General features: G+C 41.9%; 21 protein-coding genes and 1 tRNA gene. 18 read left to right on the top strand and 4 right to left on the bottom strand.

Annotated features, from left to right (window positions below; translation table 11 throughout):
- Positions 1-158: 158 nt before the first annotated feature.
- Positions 159-231, top strand: a tRNA-Phe gene (locus HF312_09845).
- A gap of 164 nt (positions 232-395) precedes the next feature.
- Here HF312_09845 and HF312_09840 read toward each other — a convergent pair.
- Positions 396-1,058 (bottom strand): class I SAM-dependent methyltransferase, encoded by a 663-nt coding sequence (locus tag HF312_09840; GenBank protein ID MCU7520503.1) that lies wholly within the window; start codon positions 1,056-1,058, stop codon positions 396-398.
- Positions 1,059-1,222: 164 nt separating this feature from the next.
- Positions 1,223-2,284, bottom strand: a complete 1,062-nt coding sequence (locus HF312_09835) for a hypothetical protein (protein MCU7520502.1) — start codon at positions 2,282-2,284, stop codon at positions 1,223-1,225.
- 286 nt (positions 2,285-2,570) lie between these two features.
- Here HF312_09835 and HF312_09830 point away from each other — a divergent pair, with 286 nt between their 5' ends.
- The 9 genes from HF312_09830 (at position 2,571) to msrA (ending at position 11,929) form a co-directional block, all read left to right on the top strand.
- The gene (locus tag HF312_09830) at positions 2,571-2,960 is read left to right on the top strand and encodes a BlaI/MecI/CopY family transcriptional regulator (protein ID MCU7520501.1); all 390 of its coding nucleotides are present in this window, start codon (positions 2,571-2,573) and stop codon (positions 2,958-2,960) included.
- Positions 2,957-4,594, top strand: coding sequence for a M48 family metalloprotease (locus HF312_09825; protein MCU7520500.1), 1,638 nt, complete (start codon positions 2,957-2,959; stop codon positions 4,592-4,594). Before HF312_09830 ends, HF312_09825 begins: the two co-directional genes overlap by 4 nt.
- 349 nt (positions 4,595-4,943) lie before the next feature.
- The gene (locus HF312_09820) at positions 4,944-7,004 is read left to right on the top strand and encodes a T9SS type A sorting domain-containing protein (GenBank protein MCU7520499.1); all 2,061 of its coding nucleotides are present in this window, start codon (positions 4,944-4,946) and stop codon (positions 7,002-7,004) included.
- A 147-nt stretch (positions 7,005-7,151) separates the two neighbouring features.
- Positions 7,152-7,424, top strand: coding sequence for a DUF805 domain-containing protein (locus tag HF312_09815; protein MCU7520498.1), 273 nt, complete (start codon positions 7,152-7,154; stop codon positions 7,422-7,424).
- Between the two features lie 287 nt (positions 7,425-7,711).
- Positions 7,712-8,344 (top strand): DUF2975 domain-containing protein, encoded by a 633-nt coding sequence (locus HF312_09810; GenBank protein ID MCU7520497.1) that lies wholly within the window; start codon positions 7,712-7,714, stop codon positions 8,342-8,344.
- 6 nt (positions 8,345-8,350) lie between these two features.
- Positions 8,351-8,590, top strand: a complete 240-nt coding sequence (locus HF312_09805; GenBank protein ID MCU7520496.1) for a helix-turn-helix transcriptional regulator — start codon at positions 8,351-8,353, stop codon at positions 8,588-8,590.
- A 240-nt stretch (positions 8,591-8,830) separates the two neighbouring features.
- Positions 8,831-10,573, top strand: coding sequence for a tetratricopeptide repeat protein (locus HF312_09800; GenBank protein ID MCU7520495.1), 1,743 nt, complete (start codon positions 8,831-8,833; stop codon positions 10,571-10,573).
- Positions 10,574-10,825: 252 nt separating this feature from the next.
- Positions 10,826-11,227, top strand: coding sequence for a hypothetical protein (locus HF312_09795; GenBank protein ID MCU7520494.1), 402 nt, complete (start codon positions 10,826-10,828; stop codon positions 11,225-11,227).
- A 141-nt stretch (positions 11,228-11,368) separates the two neighbouring features.
- Positions 11,369-11,929 carry a peptide-methionine (S)-S-oxide reductase MsrA gene (gene msrA / locus HF312_09790; GenBank protein MCU7520493.1) on the top strand — a complete coding sequence of 187 codons (561 nt, stop codon included), beginning with the start codon at positions 11,369-11,371 and terminating at the stop codon, positions 11,927-11,929.
- Between the two features lie 15 nt (positions 11,930-11,944).
- Here the strand turns inward: msrA and HF312_09785 are convergent, their stop codons facing one another.
- Together HF312_09785 and HF312_09780 are read right to left on the bottom strand one after the other, a co-directional pair.
- The gene (locus HF312_09785) at positions 11,945-12,301 is read right to left on the bottom strand and encodes a hypothetical protein (GenBank protein ID MCU7520492.1); all 357 of its coding nucleotides are present in this window, start codon (positions 12,299-12,301) and stop codon (positions 11,945-11,947) included.
- Between the two features lie 201 nt (positions 12,302-12,502).
- Positions 12,503-12,922, bottom strand: coding sequence for a hypothetical protein (locus HF312_09780; GenBank protein MCU7520491.1), 420 nt, complete (start codon positions 12,920-12,922; stop codon positions 12,503-12,505).
- A gap of 179 nt (positions 12,923-13,101) precedes the next feature.
- Here HF312_09780 and HF312_09775 point away from each other — a divergent pair, with 179 nt between their 5' ends.
- The 8 genes from HF312_09775 to HF312_09740 all read left to right on the top strand — a co-directional run bounded on the left by HF312_09775 (position 13,102) and on the right by HF312_09740 (position 19,034).
- Positions 13,102-13,992: a phosphoribosylaminoimidazolesuccinocarboxamide synthase gene (locus HF312_09775; GenBank protein MCU7520490.1), complete on the top strand. Its 891-nt coding sequence runs from the start codon at positions 13,102-13,104 to the stop codon at positions 13,990-13,992.
- Between the two features lie 8 nt (positions 13,993-14,000).
- Positions 14,001-14,300, top strand: coding sequence for a DUF971 domain-containing protein (locus HF312_09770; protein MCU7520489.1), 300 nt, complete (start codon positions 14,001-14,003; stop codon positions 14,298-14,300).
- Positions 14,301-14,408: 108 nt separating this feature from the next.
- The gene (gene pgsA / locus HF312_09765) at positions 14,409-15,005 is read left to right on the top strand and encodes a CDP-diacylglycerol--glycerol-3-phosphate 3-phosphatidyltransferase (protein MCU7520488.1); all 597 of its coding nucleotides are present in this window, start codon (positions 14,409-14,411) and stop codon (positions 15,003-15,005) included.
- On the top strand, positions 14,995-15,450 hold the full coding sequence (locus HF312_09760) for a phosphatidylglycerophosphatase A (GenBank protein ID MCU7520487.1): 456 nt from the start codon (positions 14,995-14,997) through the stop codon (positions 15,448-15,450). The genes pgsA and HF312_09760 overlap by 11 nt, the downstream gene beginning before the upstream one ends.
- A gap of 27 nt (positions 15,451-15,477) precedes the next feature.
- Positions 15,478-16,734: a competence/damage-inducible protein A gene (locus tag HF312_09755; GenBank protein ID MCU7520486.1), complete on the top strand. Its 1,257-nt coding sequence runs from the start codon at positions 15,478-15,480 to the stop codon at positions 16,732-16,734.
- Positions 16,727-17,269, top strand: coding sequence for an RNA 2',3'-cyclic phosphodiesterase (gene thpR / locus HF312_09750; protein ID MCU7520485.1), 543 nt, complete (start codon positions 16,727-16,729; stop codon positions 17,267-17,269). The genes HF312_09755 and thpR overlap by 8 nt, the downstream gene beginning before the upstream one ends.
- A gap of 11 nt (positions 17,270-17,280) precedes the next feature.
- Complete coding sequence (gene recA / locus HF312_09745; GenBank protein ID MCU7520484.1) at positions 17,281-18,345, top strand: recombinase RecA; 1,065 nt, start codon at positions 17,281-17,283, stop codon at positions 18,343-18,345.
- A gap of 50 nt (positions 18,346-18,395) precedes the next feature.
- Positions 18,396-19,034: a regulatory protein RecX gene (locus HF312_09740; GenBank protein ID MCU7520483.1), complete on the top strand. Its 639-nt coding sequence runs from the start codon at positions 18,396-18,398 to the stop codon at positions 19,032-19,034.
- Positions 19,035-19,086: the final 52 nt, after the last annotated feature.

Raw genomic sequence — 19,086 nt, 5'->3', positions numbered from 1 at the left:
TTATTTTAGGGGATAAAGGGCCGTAATGAAATAGTTTACGGGATTTATCCCCTGAAATTTGAAGAAAGGCTGAAAAAAAACAGGATAAATTTTGCGGGAGAGGCAAAAAAAAGTTTTGAGTTTTTAGAGAAAATACTTATATTTGTTAACCTATTTAAGGGCAGATAGCTCAGTCGGTAGAGCAAAGGACTGAAAATCCTTGTGTCGGCGGTTCGATTCCGTCTCTGCCCACAGGTAACTACAAGGCGCTGATACCGACAGCGCCTTTTTCATTTTAAGTAGCCGCGAATTTGAGCTGGATTAATAGTTTATTACTGAAGTATGAGTCCAGTAAGCAACATGACAAGTTAACGCACAGGCTTCCGCTGCCATAATATAAATGCGGGGCTATTGATTTATGCCTTTTCTGCTGCAATGCAAAGTGAGACCATCTTAAATACATGTCCCTCAACTTCAATTGGGGGATCAGCCTTCTTATTAGTCAGAATAAACCTGAACCCATTCTGTTCAAGAATTTTCACCCAGTCATCTTCCTCATAAAGCGTAAATCCATATTGTGCAGTAGGCATCAAAAGCATTGTCTCTTTCGTCCTTATTCCGGTATAAAACATTCCGCCAGGCTTAAGCACGCGGTGAACTCCCTCAAGGTGCCTCGAAGGATCATCCCAGAAATAGATCACATTGTTGCAGTAGACCTTATCAAAAGAGTTATCCCCGAATGGCAAATTGTCGCTGCTGCCATGATACAAATTGAGTTTGCCCGAATTGACAGCATCCTGATTTATCTCCCTTGCCTGAGAAACCATTTCCTCGGAATAATCTATTCCTGTAGCCTTAATATCATTCATATTTGAAAATAGTATTTCAAAAGACCTTCCGCTTGCAAAACCGATCTCAAGAATAGACTCATCTTTCTTAAGATCCATTGTTTCATAAGTCAGGTCTATCAGAAAAATATTCCCTTTATGCATCAATTCAGAAAATTGTTTGGCAAAAGGTCCCGAAGGCTTTCGAAGCATCTTTGCAATATCTTCCGGATGTGCAGTTTTGGGATCCATTTTTTACACTCGCTTTCTGAATGAAAAAGTTTATAAACTAATATAAAATATAATCTGCACACAAAAACAAAAAATTCCAAATTTCGAGAATGCCTCTCTGTTGGAAAATAATCTCATCTAAAGTCAGGTCAAAATTCATGGCCCGTTCTTTTTGAATTTATCTTCTATTTCCCGCCAATGCTTTCAAGAAATTTTATTGATACGTCGGCCAGGCTCATTTTTTTACCGTCAAAATTGTTTTTCTTTAGGTAATTATAAAAATCATCATCGTAGACATAAGTTTTAACATCAAGCTCTTTTTTATAATACTTCAGATATAAATACTTGGCAAAGCCCTGTACCAGGTTTTCTTCACACCATCCCGGCCAGTCATATTGCTTTCTTTGAAGCTGCTTATCCCAATAATTGAATAATTTTGTATCTGTCTTTAATGTACCGGCTGCTTTTATAAATAAACTATCTCTTGAAAATGTCTGAAATAACTGATGGCTGAATTCATGAAAGGGTGTGCCAAACAGCATGGAATAATCTTTAATATGTCTTTGAAGGGTAGAAATGTTAGTGTTTTCTTTTGTAAATCCATCTGCTCCGATAAGCCTGAGTGTAAAATAGAAACAAACATTGAATTTTTTCCTGAAGCTTACCCCTGAAACGTCTTCCATGAATCCTAAAATATCTGAATTATTCCGGCGGACCTGATCCATCAGTTCCAACGCCCGGTCATCAAATACTTTTTTGTTTGATGCCAGATAATCTTTAAGATAATTATTATAAAAATACGGCAGGAATTCCCTGATGCTGTCTTTAACAATCTCATTCTGATAGTGTATCCGGGGTGAAGTCAGGCAGTCTATAATCTCTGATAGGGAAGCATCATCATCCAGTTTTGTTGTTTCCACCATCATCCAGTATTCAAAAGCTTTATCAAAGATATATTTCAATTTACTTTTTTCTTCCGGAAGGAAACTCTCATAGCACTTTTTAAGCCACTTAATATGCTCATATGAATCAGATCCTCCATATTTCATATAAACGGAATCTGTAAAGTATGGCGAATTGCTGAAGATCACCTGGTACATCTCATAGGGCGTATCAATAAGAACATACTTTAATACCAGTCCTTTAACTTCGACATTGCCTGAATCGACTGAAGATTTTAACGGACGGGCATTAGAATTAAAAAACATAACCCAAAAGGATATTAGCACAAGAAATATTCTGAACATATGTTTTCCTTTTTATTCGGCTTATTAATGAACGATATATAAAACAAAGAAAATTTACTTGCAAGTGGTTTGAATATTTGGCCGCGAATTCTTCCTTTAGGCCTTCCTCGGTTAGGTTTCGCCCCTGCCCAAAAGTAACTTCAAGAAGGCTGATACCGGCAGCTCCATAAATTACCTCTATTAAAATATATTACGAAATAATTCGTAGGAGTACTTGACATTACGAAAACTTTCGTATATTATAATACGAAAGAGTTCGTAGTTTTAATTTTATCGTGAGGCTGAAATGAAAAAAGGAAATCCGCCAATTCCAACAGAAGCAGAACTGGAGATTTTAAGGATCCTTTGGGAAAATGGTAGGGCTACAGTGAAGTTTGTAAATGACAGGATTAACGAAAGACGGGAAACAGGATATACTACAACTTTGAAGCTTATGCAGATTATGGCTGAGAAGGGAATATTAATGCGCGACACGGAAGGGAAAAGCCACATTTACTCACCTGCATTTGAAGAAAAGGAAACACAAAAAATCCTGTTGAACAAGTTCCTTGATGCTGCCTTTGGGGGTTCGGCAATGAAACTGGCAATGCAGCTCTTAGGCAACCGGAAAACTTCCAGTAAAGAGCTCGAACAAATAAAGGAATTAATCAATAAAATTGAGAGAGGTGAAAAATGAATTTCATCGGTAATCTGATCCCGCAATCTCTTGTTTACAGCTTTGGATGGACAATAATTCACTCTTTCTGGCAGGGCGCTATTATTGCCATTTGCCTGGAAATTGTCTTATATTTTCTGAAAAACTCCTCTGCCAGGACCAGATATGCTGTCTCTTTAGTATTCTCAATTCTTTTAGTTATTTCCTCAGTTATTACCTTTATTAATTATTTGGACTCAAGTGAGGGGCTGAATATAAGCAATTACTCATTTGACAGTTATAAAACAGTAAATATTTCTTCTGAAAAAAATGCAGCTCAGGGATCCTATTACTCAAAAAGCAAATCTGCTGTTGTAAGTGCACTGTCCCTGAGCAGTCAGTATCATTATTATATAACTGCAATTTGGATGTTTGGGGCGATTCTGCTGCTGATCAAATTTTTAGCCGGACTGGCGTTCCAGAGATATATAAGAAACAGTGCATTTAACATGAATTCTGAATTCCAGAGTATTGCAGATAATGCAATGAGGAAATTAAATTATAAAGGTTCAATTCCTGTTGTGGAATCAATAAAATCCAAAGTGCCGATGGTTATTGGTTATTTTAAGCCGGTAATTCTTTTACCAGTCGGAATATTTACAGGACTGTCCAGTGAACAGATAGAACTGATACTTGCTCATGAGATAGCCCATATAATAAGGAAAGACACTTTAGTTAACATATTTCTTGTGATAACTGAGATCGTTTTCTTTTATAACCCTGCTTTCTGGTGGATATCTTCCAAAATCAAATTCGAAAGAGAATGTTCGTGTGATGACCTTGCAATGTCCACAACTAATTATCCATTCGACTATGCAAAGGCTTTGGCCGCTGTATTGGAAAATTCCCTTAGTGTTCCTCACTATTCATTAGCATTATTTAACAGGAAAAGCCACGCCCTGAAAAGGGTGGAAAGAGTAATAAAACCCTCGGGAATGCAGCCTTCATTTAAAGAAGGATCCATAATACTGCTGGTTTTGGTTATGAGCATGTTTGTTTCAATTACTGCAAAAGTAAACTCCAGGCATGTTACCAGCCCTTCCATTTTGGCTATAGATACAAACAGAACTAAAACCGGTGATTCGATTAAAAAGGCTGAAACGAAAACTGTCCCTAAAAATATCAAGTCCGGATCTGCAACAGATACCACGAAATCCGGTAATTCTTCGGATGAGTATGTTGTCAGGAAATTCGGGACAGGCACCTGGGATGGCAAAGGAGTAAATACTGACAGAGGTTCGTATAAACATGTTACATTGCAATGGAAGAATAATATAGTAACCCGTTTATCTATTGATGGAAAGGAAATTAATCCCAGAGATTTCAGGAATTATCCTGATTTAATATATTTCGATGAACACATGCCGTCTTTCGACTTCAGGTCCGGCCATGGCAAGAAAAGGAATTATAATTATGGGAATGGATCAATGAGTGCCGGTCAGATGACAATAGGAAATAAGACATATAATCATGTCCAATTGATCTGGAAGAATTATACTCCGGTTTATTTAGTTGTTGAGGGAAAGGAAATTGACAAAGCTGATTATGGTAAATATTCCGATATAATTGATTCTCATATTGAAAAGAGACCCAACGCAAATCCGGAAATAAAATAAGGCTTTAATATGGCGGAATGCAGCATTGCAGTTTCATCCTTGAGGGTTTGCTTTGCCCAAATTATAGATATTTCGCTTACAATGATATTTTTACTTAATTAATTTTCGCTATTTCATTCAAGATCAGATATGGGGGCAACCTCTTTTATTTTTAAACAAAAGTTTTTAGTGTCTCTGGATGAAGGCTGCTTGAATATGAGTTATTTTTTCTTTTACCTGATTTCCTGAGCCCACCTGGGGATCAGGCTGTTGATTTTCTTTTCTGTAAGTAATAATTTTATTTGCGGGATAAATATCAGGTCATATAAATATTTGAAGCGTCCCAATTCTGAATTAACTGAGGTGCAGCTTGAATTTACTGAAAATCTTTTCTGTTTTGGCTCTTATTTCATCATTTGCCTTTTCCCAGACTTTACCTCCGCCAATGGTGCTTGATGTGGGAAACATTCACATGAAAATGGATGCTATGATGGGGGACGGCGGACTGCAGAGCCAGTTCAGCTGGGACCTGGCAGCCAGTAATTCTTCATCAACAGAAATATTTTACTGGCCGAGAGATGAGTGGAAATCCAATATGCTCTACCAGATATTTAATCCTCTGGTCCTTGACGACAGCGGTATAATTGATATCAAGGGAATAAAGAAACTGGTGTTTGCAAAAGGAGATGCATTAACGAATTATGGGAAAACTGTATGGGCACAGGAGACCCGCAGGTACCGCCCGCCTGTAGTTATAGTTGACGGGAATGTTTTAAGCAAGCCCTACACGTGGAAAGTGGATCCTAACCTAAAGTCGGACATTAAAATTGAATTTGAAGACATGCTGGAGCAGTTCGGATTACGCAGCCACGTGGAAATCTATGCTTTCAGCAACCCGCTTCTCTCGGATTTCTTCATCTGGAAGGCCACGCACAAGTTTACAGGTGAACAGGCGCTTCCTTCAGACACTGCAAACTATAAGGTTAAACTTCCCGACCAGACTATACGCTTCTGGTGGCCGATCTCCTTCAGCTTCGGCCCTACTAAGGCAGGGGAACGCTATGCCTTAGGAGCTTTCAGCTATGAAGGTGAAGATGACTACGACAGCTGGATAAAAGTTCCATCGAAGTTAGGCGGAGCCCGCGATAGCCTTTATATTGCTTACTACAGGGACGCAAATAATCCCCAAGCACAGCCTTTTACTAACGGCTCACAAGATGACACGGGTGATCCTGACAGAACAACAGGCCACCTGTATTCAACTCAGGTACCGGGTTTTACGCTTCTGCATGCGGACAAGAGCTATCAGGATCATTCTGATGACAGAACTCAGCCCTATTCAATGGCTCATGCCAGCATAGAGACAGATCTCTGGGGCGACCATTCAATTGGTATAAAAAAAACCTATCTCGGAACAGATGAAGGAGGCCGCTTTCCTGTTGAGCCCCCAAAGAATTCCGGTGTGGCTTATCAGAAAGGCCCTATGAGATTTATAACATCCGGCCCATATGAGCTTACAAAAAATTCGGCCCAGAACAGATACGACTCGCTAACTTTCGTTTATGCCGTCGGTGCCGGAAGCATTGGCTGGAAGGCTGCCGACTCTGTAGGAAGGCTCTGGCTCAATAGTAAAATAACTGATGCCGAAAAAGAGGCATGGGTACTGAAAGGCCGCGATTCACTTCAGCAGACCTTGGACAGGGCTAACTGGACGTGGGACCGCATGACCAGGAATGCTTCCATTCCTGCACCCCCTCCACCTCCGGATATTGAGATTAAATCGGGGAAAGAATTCATTACTGTAAAGTGGAGCTATCCCGACGGTTCATACTTTAAGGATGCAGTGACGGGTGTTGACGACTGGAATGCATGGCGAGTTTACAGGAAAGCGGGGGCAATGCTTACAAATGATCCCCTGGACCAGAAAAACGGGGAAATCTGGAAACTGGTCTACGAAACTACCGACAGGAATACGCTTAAGTTCGAGGATACAAATGTTGTAAAAGGAAATGAGTATTACTATGCGGTTACAGCCATTGATAATGGGACTCAGAATACCGTAAGTCCTTTTACAGGAATGAGGCTTGAAAGCTCAAGGTTTATTAATATGTCAACATGGAGTGCAGTGGTGGGGGTGGATCCTTCTGATGTAAAGCCCGAAATGCATTTTACATATGCTCTCAGGCAGAATTACCCTAATCCTTTTAATCCTGCAACAACCTTGGTTTATCAGATCCCTCAGAGTGATAAGGTTGTTCTGAAAGTCTTTGACGTGCTGGGGCGCGAAGTGGCCACACTGGTCAACCAGGAGCAGAAGGCAGGGGAGCACAGTGTAAGATTCGACGGTTCCGCGCTTCCAAGCGGGATATATATTTACAGCATTCAGGCCGGGCAGTTCAGGTATTCCAGGAAACTGATGCTGCTGAAGTGAGAGCATGGTGAATTTAGTATGTAAAGGAGGCTGGCAGCAGCCTCTTGTTATTTTAAAGAAAGCTTTAGAGGTTTTTGGAAATCGTTTTGAACTTTGGTAATTTTTCATGTCAAATTAGGATATATATGTCAAATTAGGAAAAGATCTATGACAAATCCCTTTAGTTTCAAAGGCAGTATGGACAAGTCCAGGTATGTAAAAACCTGTATAACTGCATACGCAATAGTGATTCTATCGGTAGTATTTATTTTAATACCTTTATTTAGCAAATATCCTGTAATTAAAATTATAATGTATGTTTTTATTGTTGCGTCACAATGGGCTGTAATTGCCGCTTCAATCAGAAGACTTCATGATTATGGAAAGGCCGGGCAAAAAGATTTTGGATTACAAGAAGATATTAAATTAGAGGAAAGATAACTGCTATTACCATCAGGAGGCTGAAATTAACGGCCTCCTGTTGTTTTAAACCCAGAGGCAAGATTAAGTGCAGATTGTCTCCCTGATTTCCCCCCTGCATGCTCTTCCTTATGCATCATGCAACTGAAAGACAGATAAAATTTATTGAAAATCGATAAATAATTCTTGACATTCGGAAATTTTCCCATTAATTTGCCTGTAGAAGTGAAGATTGTCAACCGGAAATGCTCCGGGCAGTCATTCCTTGGGGGAAGTTTATAAATAAACACTAAATTCAGGAGACCAAAATGGACCTCTTGTTAAGCAATCTGAAAGCCGGCAGAATTACTTATTATGTCTATAACGTGGTGCTGGCAATACTGATTTTTACAGTGCTGATGGCCCTGCTGACGTATCCTTATAAGAAGTTTGTGTTAAAGAATACCGTTGTTGACGTAGAGGTTAATCTTAAGAACAGGGATTTTCACGGTGTGATAAAGACTGCCGACTCGACCTATTCCGCGCTCACTATAACGGAGGGGGAGTTTTACATGACTCCGCAGAATTTCTGGGTCTATTTGCTTGGGGAATCAAAACTTTTGTTAATAGTTGCTGCGGGTTTTATTGGAGTATGGAACTGGAGAAAGATGGCTAAGAGAATAAAGGAAGATAAGATCTTTGATGCCGATAACAGCAGAATACTCCGGCTTATAGCCGTTATGGCTATGATAATTCCAGTTTTATTTGCCGTCAGGCTCTATCTGCTTAACCAGTACATTCCCGACAACCTTATCATAAACGGCTTTAAGGTTATAAAACAGGACCCATTTAACATGCGCCCGATTTTACGGGGGGTATTTATTGGTTTAGTGTTCCTGGCCATATCCAATGCATTCAGGCAGGGGCGGAAAATTAAAGAAGAAAATGAATTAACGGTGTAAGCATATATGGCAATAAGAGTAAATCTTGACGTAATGATGGCAAAAAGAAAAATGTCGCTGACTGAGCTGGCAGACAGGGTAGGCATTACAATGGCAAATCTTTCCATACTGAAAACAGAGAAAGCGAAAGCCATCAGGTTTTCAACACTGGATGCCATCTGCAGTGTGCTTAAATGCCAGCCCGGGGATATTCTTGAATACACGCCGGATGAAGAAATAAAAGCACAGGATTCGAAATCCAATTAATGACATATTTTTCAGCCAAGGTCTCCTGCTTTTTTTGCCAGGAAGATCGCTATTTAATTTTTCATTTATTTGAAATATATTGCAGGTTCAAAAGCAATTGTTGTCTAAAATGCCATACCCCAGGTTTCTCAAAATCTGGTTTTGCCGCTAATATGACATTCATAGGCTGCAGTATTACGCTTATGGTTCTTTTGGGCAGATGAGTTTAATATAAATTATTTTTTACCCGGAGTCTATAGAGTGAAGCTTCTAAACTTAATTGTCTCTTTTTTTTCAAAGCTTGGCCGCAGAAAGAGTAGAATTGTATCTAAGGGTAAAACTGACGCACCCAAGGCACCGGATGCAGTAAGCTTTTTCAGAAGCGGAATTCAAAACTATAGCTCCACCAGGTACCATGCAGCCATAGGAGACTTCACGCAGGCTATTGCAATCCGCAGTAATTTCCACCAGGCATTTTATAACAGGGGGTTATCAAGATTAAAAATCGACGATAACCAGGGAGCAAACCTCGACTTTTCAAAAGCCATTGAAATTCATCCTGTTTATGCAAAGGCATACATGAACAGGGGAATTGCAAAAAACAGGCTGGGCGACCCAGAGGGAGCGCAAGGGGACTTCCTGAAATCTGTTGAAATAGATCCAAAGCTTTATCCGCTCTTCACTGTCAGGAAAATAAAGGTTGTTAAGACTAAACAGGCCGGAGGCGAAGACGCAGCGCCAGAAAAGCCAAAGCGCGCAGTACTGAAGAATGAATCCTTTAAAGCCCTTTCTTCTGATGAAGCTGAGGAAAGGCAGTTCCAAGGAGCAGAAAATGAGATTGAAGAGGAAGGATTCATGAAACCTCTTGCATTTGAATCTGAAAAGGATGAGTTTTCTTCGCTTACTCCCGTTGAGGAAGAAGAAAGTGAAGCTTCATCAGAGAAGTATGATTCTGGAGATGAAGAAGAGGATGCCTCTAAAGAAAATGTCTTTGAGGAACAAGCTTCTGAAGATGATTTCAGCAAACTGATGAGTATGGAAATTGAGAAGGAGCTTCTTCAGGAATTGACTGGAATAACAGATGAAAAAAAGGCAGAAGATTATTCTAAAGGCCGCCCCGTGAATAATCAGGCAAAGGGTGAGGATGCTCCCGGCAAGGATAAGACAGGTTTTAAGGCTGAAGAAATAACAAGGCCTGAAAAACAGGAAAAGGTAGGAAATAAATGCGATCCGGCAGAGCCCGGGGATTCTGATGAAGAAATTAATATGCTCTTGCAGTATAGCGAAGACATTTTTGATGAAAGTGAGTTGGCTAAATATATTGATAAGGCGGAAGAGACGTCTGAGAAGCTGGCAGGCAGTGTGGCTGAAGCTTCAGATAGTGAAATACCGGAGGGGAGGGAAAATAATGCCGCTGATGCTTTTGATCCGGCTATATTCGAGCAGGGAGCAACCTTTGAGCTGCCTGAGCATAATGAAATTAAAAGGATAATTACAGAGACTCTTCCCGACAGCAGGTTAAACTATGCCAGGGGGTTTTTCTACAGGGCAAAATTGAAACAGGACGCGGGAGACTTGGCGGGTGCCGTCCTGGATTATACAAACGCAATTGAGTTCCATCCCAAGTTTTCGCAGGCCTATCTGCAGAGGGGAATTACGGCATCCGAATTAAATGAACTGGCGGACGCAATAGCGGATTATTCAAAGTCGATTGAATACAGCCATCGGAATCCCGTGGCATATTACAACAGGGCACTTGCAAATCAGAAGTCGGGGAAGAACCGTGAAGCCTTGGCGGATTTTACAAAGGCAATTATATTTGAGCCTAGGAATCCGCAGCTTTATCTTTTACGCGGTATGCTGCGCCATGAAATGGGGCAGACCCGTTCAGCTTTCTCGGATTGGGTCAGGGCAGATCTACTGGGATCAAAGCAGGCCAGGGAGCTTCTGCTTAAATACGTCCTGAAGGCAAAGAACAACAAAGGCAACACACCGAAAGGGTAAAAAAGACTCCATTTTTTCAGTGCTTCTTTAAAAACCAATTTTTACTTTGCACTCAGGTTCCTTAAAAAGCAGGATCCGATTAATCAACACCGTTTTATAACTTTCCAACTATATTACCATGAGTTATAAATCCCTGGCCGGTCTGACATTTCTTCAGCTTCCCTGAAAGCAATATCATTAAAGCTGCTCTGGGAAGGGTGTACCAGAAATATTATGCTGAAAATATTTATAAAATGATGAACTGCTCTCAGCATCCATAAGGAACTGCTGCTTAAAACCGGTGTTAATAAAGCCGTCCGGGTAACAGACACAACGCGATTGAAAGCGGGAGACGAGCTTAAAGTCAGGCTTATCATAAAAACGGACCGGGATATGGAGTTTGTACACATTAAGGACATGAGGGCCTCAGGCCTGGAACCCTTAAATGTGCTTTCCTGTGTCAGGTACCAAGACGGGCTCCAATACTATGAGGCAACTAAAGATGCATCCACAAACTTCTTTTTGGACCGGCTTCCAAAAGGGACATATGTTTTTGAGTATCCTCTTAAGGTTACCTATAACGGGACATTTTCAAATGGAATTGCCGAAATACAGTGCATGTACGCTCCTGAATTCCGGAGCCACTCCGGGCATACACATTTAAGGGTGCAGTAGTTCCTTTTTTAGGACCCTGTGCAAAAAGAAGGTGAGTAGATGAAATTATATCGGCCAATTATTATACTGAACTAATCAGCCTTAAATTTCTAAATGGCTGTCTCAGGATAAACTCAAACTCAGAAAGAAAGCAGGGTAGTGATGAATTCTCAGGATAATTATGAAGTTGCTACGTTCGGTGAAGGATGCTTCTGGTGTACGGAAGCGGTGTTTCAGAGGCTTGAAGGTGTCATTAGTGTTGAAAGCGGTTACTCGGGCGGAACGGTTAAGGACCCATCCTATCTGGAGGTTTGTTCCGGGAGAACAGGCCACGCCGAAGTAAGCCGCATTACATTCGATCCAAAGAAAATTTCATTTGATGAACTGCTGGAGGTTTTCTTCAAAACCCACGATCCCACAACCTTAAACCGCCAGGGGGCAGACGCAGGTCCGCAGTATAGATCGGTTATTTTCTATCATAACGATGAACAAAAGCGCAAAGCCGAAGAATATAAAAATAAACTTGAGGCTGAGAAAATATTTGATGATCCGATAGTTACAGAGATCGCTCCTGCAAAGGAATTCTATAAGGCAGAGGAGTATCATCAGAATTATTACAACCACAATCCCGCGCAGCCTTACTGCACGTTTGTTATAACGCCGAAAATAGGAAAGTTCAGGCAGATATTTGCCGGAAAGCTTAAGAAGGACGGGGAGCCATAAAGGTTCCCTTTCTATTCAGGTTTCATGCTTTTCCATTAAGGGGCGGATTTCACCGGTCTCCTCTATTATAACCGGGTAGCCTTCAATTTTCCTGGGGATTTTCTTTTTGTGCAGCTCTGTTTTCTTTGAGACCAGGACTGTAATGCACTCCTGTCCGTTCTCCAGTTCGCCAATATATACGCCGTTGACATCCGGAATAGACATGAGTTCATCGGTGTGGGCATTCATCACTTCTTCAATTGACCGCTTGTGGTGCGTCCTAAGCGTATCCATTATAAATATGGTTCTTTTGCTTTCACTTTTGCATCCGGCAAAGCCGGCTGAAAGTGTATATGTAAAAATAAAAATTACAGATAAAAAGCTTATCTTCATTTTGGTAATATATTTGTTTTAATATTTCCGGTACTGCAAACTGCGGGAATTGTGCTTCAAATCACATTATCAAGAATCGGGTTCTAATGCAATACCGAAAAAGCGGGTGCAAGGTTCGACGTTTCCACCGCGGCGGATTCAACGGAATGAGGTTCGACGGGGAGGAGGCCTGGGCAGAGGCCTCGCTTTTAACAATAGGTATTAAATTTTTTTTCTGTTGGAGCTGCCGGCTATGATGAGCAGAACGGAGCCTGCAAGGAGGAAGAGCCAGCCCCAGCTGAGCCTTAAGGTGTCGCTTCCGGCCCAGGTGTTCAGATTGGCTTTAATAAAGAAAATGGAAATGAAGGTTATTATACTGATAAAAAGCGTAAGCACACCGGTAAATATGAGTCCTGAATATTTTTTCCTCAATATAAAATAAAAAGAAAGGAGTGCCAGTATAGCAAATGAAACGGCCAGGAATGCTATGTCCAGCCAGTTCCACAGCCCGTTATCCAGGTAGAGGTTATGCCAGACGGGGAAGAAGGTGATTATTCCGCCTTTTAAGGCGGCAACCGGAAGAAATCCGGCAATTACCAGCAATGCCGAACCCGTTAAGGCTTCAATCTGATATTTATTCATTTTTAAGGCCCCCGTTTTTGTTATTTGCTTATTTTTAAGGTATTTTTAAATAATCTAATTCTTTTTAGCTTAAAGAACAATCACCTTATAAATCGTACAAGTGCTCCAAATTTAATTTCATATAAGGTTGAATTATCAAAAACCGCTTTTTATATTAACACTTTAAATTAAGGATTCCTATGCAGACTGATGTTCTACTTCAGGGAAATTTTCCCAATCTCAAACTCGTAAAGCAGGGGAAAGTTAGAGAGATCTACGACCTTGGTGAATACTTCTTATTTGTTGTTACCGATAGACTTTCTGCATTTGATGTGATTATGTCTCAGGGCATCCCCTACAAGGGCGAGGTATTAAATAAAATTTCCGAATTCTGGTTCAACTATACAAAAGATATCATTCCGAACCACCTGGTTTCTACAAACATAAAGGATTTTCCGAAGGAATGTCTGGACTATGCCAAAGAGCTCGAAGGACGCTCGATGCTGGTTAAGAAAGCCGAGGTCATCCCGATCGAGTGCATAGTAAGAGGATACATTACAGGTTCCGGGTGGAATGATTACCTTAAGACGGGTAAAGTTTCGGGTATAGAGCTCCCGAAAGGATTGCAGGAATCGGAAAAGCTGCCGGAGCCGATTTTTACGCCTTCTACAAAGGCCGAAATCGGTGAGCATGATGAAAACATTACAAATGAAAGGGCCAGGGAAATTGCAGGCGAGGATGTTTATAACAAGATAAAAAATGCCTCTGTTGCAATATATAAAGCAGCATCGGATTATGCCCTTAGTAAAGGGATCATAATTGCCGACACGAAAATGGAATTCGGCGTCTATGACGGAGAGGTAATTTTAGTTGATGAGCTTCTTACACCGGATTCCTCCAGGTTCTGGCCGCTGGATAAGTATTCAAAGGGAAAGACTCAGGAGAGCTACGACAAGCAGTTCGTACGCGATTATCTTCTTTCCATAGGGTTTAATAAACAGCCTCCTCCGCCTCCTCTTCCGGAAGATGTTATCAGGGTTACGAGTGAAAAGTACCTGGAGGCGCTCAATAAATTAACAGGGAATAAATAGCAGATTAGATGGCTCCAATTCAAATTAAGATCAAAGAAAAGAAATATTTGTATATAAAGTGGCAGGACTCAACGGAGAGTTCTGTCCGTCTTACCAGCTTAAGGCGTATATGTCCCTGTGCCATGTGCAGTGAGGAAAGGCTTAAACAGGGTAAGGATTATATTCCGATTTACAATGATGACCAGGTAGCCGTCCTGAATGTCAAAATGGTCGGCTACTACGGCATAAATGTTCATTGGAAGGACGGGCATAAGCTGGGAATTTATGAGTACGATTTATTAAGAAGAATAGCCGAACAGCAGCGGTAAAAACGCCGGAGCTTTAAGTTTCTCAAGCACTCTTTTTTTTCTGCGCCTGGAAATAGCAAGCAGATTATCCATTAAAATGTCTCTAATTGTAATTGGAATTTAGAATAGATGGTATTACCAAATCAACTGACCGTTCTGAGAATTATACTAACCCCGGTATTCCTCTTTCTTTTCATCTCAGACAACCCGCTGATGAAACAGATGTCGCTTGCCGTCTTTATCATTGCGGCTGTTACCGACTGGTACGACGGCTGGCTTGCCCGCAAGTTTAACTATATAACGAACTGGGGGAAGTTTATGGATCCCCTGGCCGACAAGATTCTGACCTCGACGGCATTCTTTGCTTTTGTATTCCTTGGAGTGCTGGAGATGTGGATGGTTGTGGTTATTGTCTTCCGCGACTTTATGGTCACTTTCCTCAGGCTCTATGCCGATACGAAAGGGGAGTCGATGACGACGAGCTATATGGCAAAATGGAAGACATTCATTCAGATGGCTTTTATATATTACCTTCTGGCAGTATATACGCTTCAGACCGTGGGGTGGATCTATAAAGGCAATGAGCATATATTCAGGATGCTTATGGATCAAAGGCTCATTAATGTCTGCATGCTTATTATAACAATTCTTACCATTTATACAGGTGTTGCATACCTTTTTACAAACAGGAAGCTCCTGGGAAGGTTTTTTTCAGATGAAAAATAATTTTTTTATAAAGCTCTTTGGTTCAGGCTTTTATACCGGCTACATCCCGTTTGCGCCGGGGACCTTCGGAAGCCTGGCTGCACTCATTATTTACTACCTTATCCCGGGCTTTGAGATGCCGTACGTGCTGATCCCGATGATAATTATTTTTGCTTTCATAGGGATTAAGGCCGGCGACAGGTTTGAGGTCATCTACGGGAAAAAGGATCCGTCGCAGTGTACAATTGATGAAGTTGTGGGGATGTGGATTTCATTGCTCTTTGTGCCGAAGACGTTTAATTATGTGATTTTAAGCTTTGTTATTTGGAGAATTTTTGATATAATTAAACCATCCCCGGCCAGAAATGCCGAGAAGCTTCATGGCGGTCTCGGTATTATGCTTGATGATATTATAGCAGCAGTTTATTCTTGTATTCTTGTTCATTTAATTATTTTTCTTTTTTAGCAAAACAGGATAAAACGAGGGGAATTTATGCAGGCTGAAATTATTACCATTGGGGATGAAATCCTCATTGGGCAGACCATAAACACAAATGCCGCATATATAGGGGAAGAACTCACCAAAATTCAGATCGCTGTCTCCAGGACTGTAGTCGTTGGGGACGAGGAATCAGCAATTCTCGGGGAATTTAAGTCAGCATTTGAAAATAACGACATTGTAATTGTTACCGGTGGACTTGGTCCCACGCACGACGATATTACAAAGGAATGCATTGTCAGGTTCTTTAATACAGAGCTTGAAATGAATCCTGATGTACTTGAAGACGTAAAGTCAATTTTTGAAAGGCGCGGGCGCCAGATGGCAAAGATCAATGAGACACAGGCGCTTGTACCCAAAATTGCACGCGTCATCAGAAACACGCGCGGCACGGCTCCCGGTATGTGGATTGAGAAGGACAACAAGGTTTTAATCTCGCTTCCAGGCGTTCCGCACGAGATGAAGGAGATGATAGACAGCGAGGTTATACCCGGAATTTCGAAGATGAACCGCAGAAGCAGCAGCTGCATTAAAATTAAAAACCTTCTTTCAACAGGAATTGCCGAATCCACGCTTTTTGAGCGCCTTGGGGATTTAAATGAGCTTCTGCAGGGAGCAAAACTTGCATTCCTCCCAAGCCAGTTCGGCGTCAGGATGCGCATTACAGCTGAAGATAAGACGGAAGACCTGGCATTAAACAAATTAAGCGAAATAGAACAGAAGATCCGGTCACTTGTAGGGCGTTATATATACGGAATTGAAAATGATACGCTTGAAGAGGTAATCTCACGCCTGCTTTTAGAAAGGGGGCTTACAATAGCAATTGCGGAATCGTGCACCGGGGGCCTTGTAAGCCACAGGGTTACAAACGTCAGCGGTTCAAGCAGCTACTTCGAGCGCGCGGTTATTTCATACAGCAATGCAGCCAAGGTGGAACTTCTTAATGTTAATGAGGATATTATAGCCCAGTACGGGGCTGTAAGCCTGGAAGTTGCGCGCCAGATGGCTGAAGGCATTAAGTCTGTAAGCGGAACTGACATAGGGCTTTCAATAACAGGAATCTTGGGCCCCGGGGGCGCAACGCGTGAAAAGCCGGTCGGCCTGGTTTACATAGGCCTCTGCAATGAGACACTGTGCACAGCCAAGAAATTCCAGTTCAGCGAAGACAGGCTATTAAACAAGGACAGGGCCTCGCAGGCGGCACTTGAAATGTTAAGGCGGCACTTACTCGGGATACCTTACGATGAATAGGCTATTTATAGCATTAAAACTTCCGGAAGACGCAATAAATGAGATCGTCTCCATGAGGGACAGGGTTAATCCCGACCCCGCGTGGATGCACAAATGGGAGGATCGTGGGAAGCTTCATCTGACGCTAAAATTTCTGGGTGACACGGAGGAAGAAAAGGCCGAAAAAGTGATAAAAAGTCTCTCAAAAATCACCTCAAAATATACCAAAATTATGCTCGGGTTCGACCGTTTCGGCTTTTTCATGCCGAGGATCTTTTGGTTTGGATTACGCGCTGAAAACGCACTTTTTGAGCTCGTCAAGGATATAAATAATGACCTGGAATTACTCGGCTTTGAGAAGGAAAACCGGAACTTTAAACCCCATATAACGCTTTTACGTATAAAAGGAAATCTCAGCGAAGAATTTGTCTCGGCATTCAGGAATTTCAGGGTTCCGGAGATGAAATTTTATGCATCTGAAATAGCCCTGATGAGAAGCAAGCTTCTCCCGGGTGGTTCTGTTTATTCGGAAATAGAAAGGTTTAATTTAACATAATCGGAGAAAAAATGGCTAGTGAGAAAGATGAAAAACTAAAGATCCTTGGCGATTCCATTGCTGCTATTGAGAAAGCGCATGGCAAGGGATCCATTATGAAGCTGGGCGACGGGGTTGTAACGCCGGTGGAAGCAATTTCCACGGGGTCAATTTCACTCGATTACGCTCTCGGCATTGGCGGTGTTCCAAGAGGCAGGATAGTTGAGATCTATGGTCCTGAATCATCCGGAAAAACCACCGTATGTCTGCACATAATTGCCGAGGCACAGAAAACCGGCGGCCTGGCTGCGTTCATTGATGCCGAGCATGCACTCGACATACAGTATGCGCAGAAGCTGAACGTTGATATCCAGAACCTGCTTGTTTCGCAGCCGGACTACGGTGAGCAGGCTCTTGATATAGTGGATACTCTGGTCAGAAGCAATGCGCTGGATGTTATTGTGATCGACTCGGTTGCAGCACTCGTTCCGAGGGCTGAAATTGAAGGCGAAATGGGTGACGCTCATATGGCCATGCAGGCACGACTAATGTCGCAGGCATTAAGAAAGCTTACCGGCGCCATTGCAAGGAGCAAGACCTGCGTTATCTTTACAAACCAGTTACGAAGCAAGATAGGCGTCATGTTCGGCAATCCTGAGACAACCACAGGCGGCAACGCTCTGAAGTTCTATGCCTCTGTAAGGCTTGACATCAGAAGAATTTCCGCAATCAAGGAAGGCAACGACGTTGTTGGAAGCCGTACCAAGGTTAAAGTGGTAAAAAGCAAGGTGGCTCCTCCGTTCAAAGAGGTGGAGTTCGACATTATTTACAACGAAGGTATCAGCAAGACCGGTGATGCACTGGATCTGGCAGTAAACTTCGGAATCGTCAAAAAAGGCGGCGCCTGGTTTACTTACGGCGAAGACCGCTTCCAGGGAAGGGAGCAGTTCAGGCAGAAGCTTATTGAGAATCCTGAGCTTTATGAGAAACTTCTAACGGATGTAAAGAAAAAGCTCGGTATGGTTAAGACTGAAGAGCCGGAGGTTCAGGAGGCAGAGCTTGCCGAGGCCGGACCGGTAAAAGAAAGAAAAAGATAAAATAAATAAGGCGGCTTATGCCGCCTTTTTTTTTAGTAAGGGCCGGATTTATGAAGATTGAAAGCGTAGCCAAAATAAAAAATAACGTTAAGATGATTCTCGACAACGGGGCGAAGCTTTTCTTAAGGTACGAGGTGTTCCTGAAGAACGCTCTCAGGAAAGGGGATGATCTTACTGAAGAGGAGATCAGCAAACTAATCAGGCAGAATCAGTTCTACTTCGTAAAGGAATCGGCCTTCAGGTTCTTAGGGCTGAGGATCCACTCAGAAAAGGAGCTCGAGCGGAAGCTATCGGCCAAAAAGTACGACAAGGAGATCATACATTCGGTCATTAAGGAGCTGAAGGATAACCATTACCTGGATGATGAGCAGTTTGCAAGGGAGTTTACAGAAGAGAAAATCAATAAAAAAGCATTCGGACCCAACAAGGTAAAAGCCGAGCTGAAGGCCCGCGGGGTCTCGCAGGAGATCATAAACAGTGTTCTGGAGGTAAAAAGCAGTGAGGTGGACTTTGAAAATGCCGTAATGCTTGCTGAAAAGAAGCTTTCTTCGTTAATGAGCAGGAATCTGGATAAAAAGAAGATCAACCAGAGGCTTTATGCCTATCTTTTGGCGAAAGGTTTCGGTTATGACCTGATCAAGCAGGTTGTGGAAAAGGTTTTTCAGCCAACGGATGAGGAGATGGAATAAGCTTATGGGTAATAATCCTGCATTTCATTTATAAACAAGGTTGCATATCTTT

Source organism: Ignavibacteria bacterium, assembly GCA_025612375.1.
Taxonomy (GTDB): Bacteria; Bacteroidota; Ignavibacteria; order Ignavibacteriales; family SURF-24; genus JAAXKN01.
The sequence above is the reverse complement of the archived record's forward strand: the minus strand, read 5'-3'. Positions and strand labels throughout refer to the sequence as shown.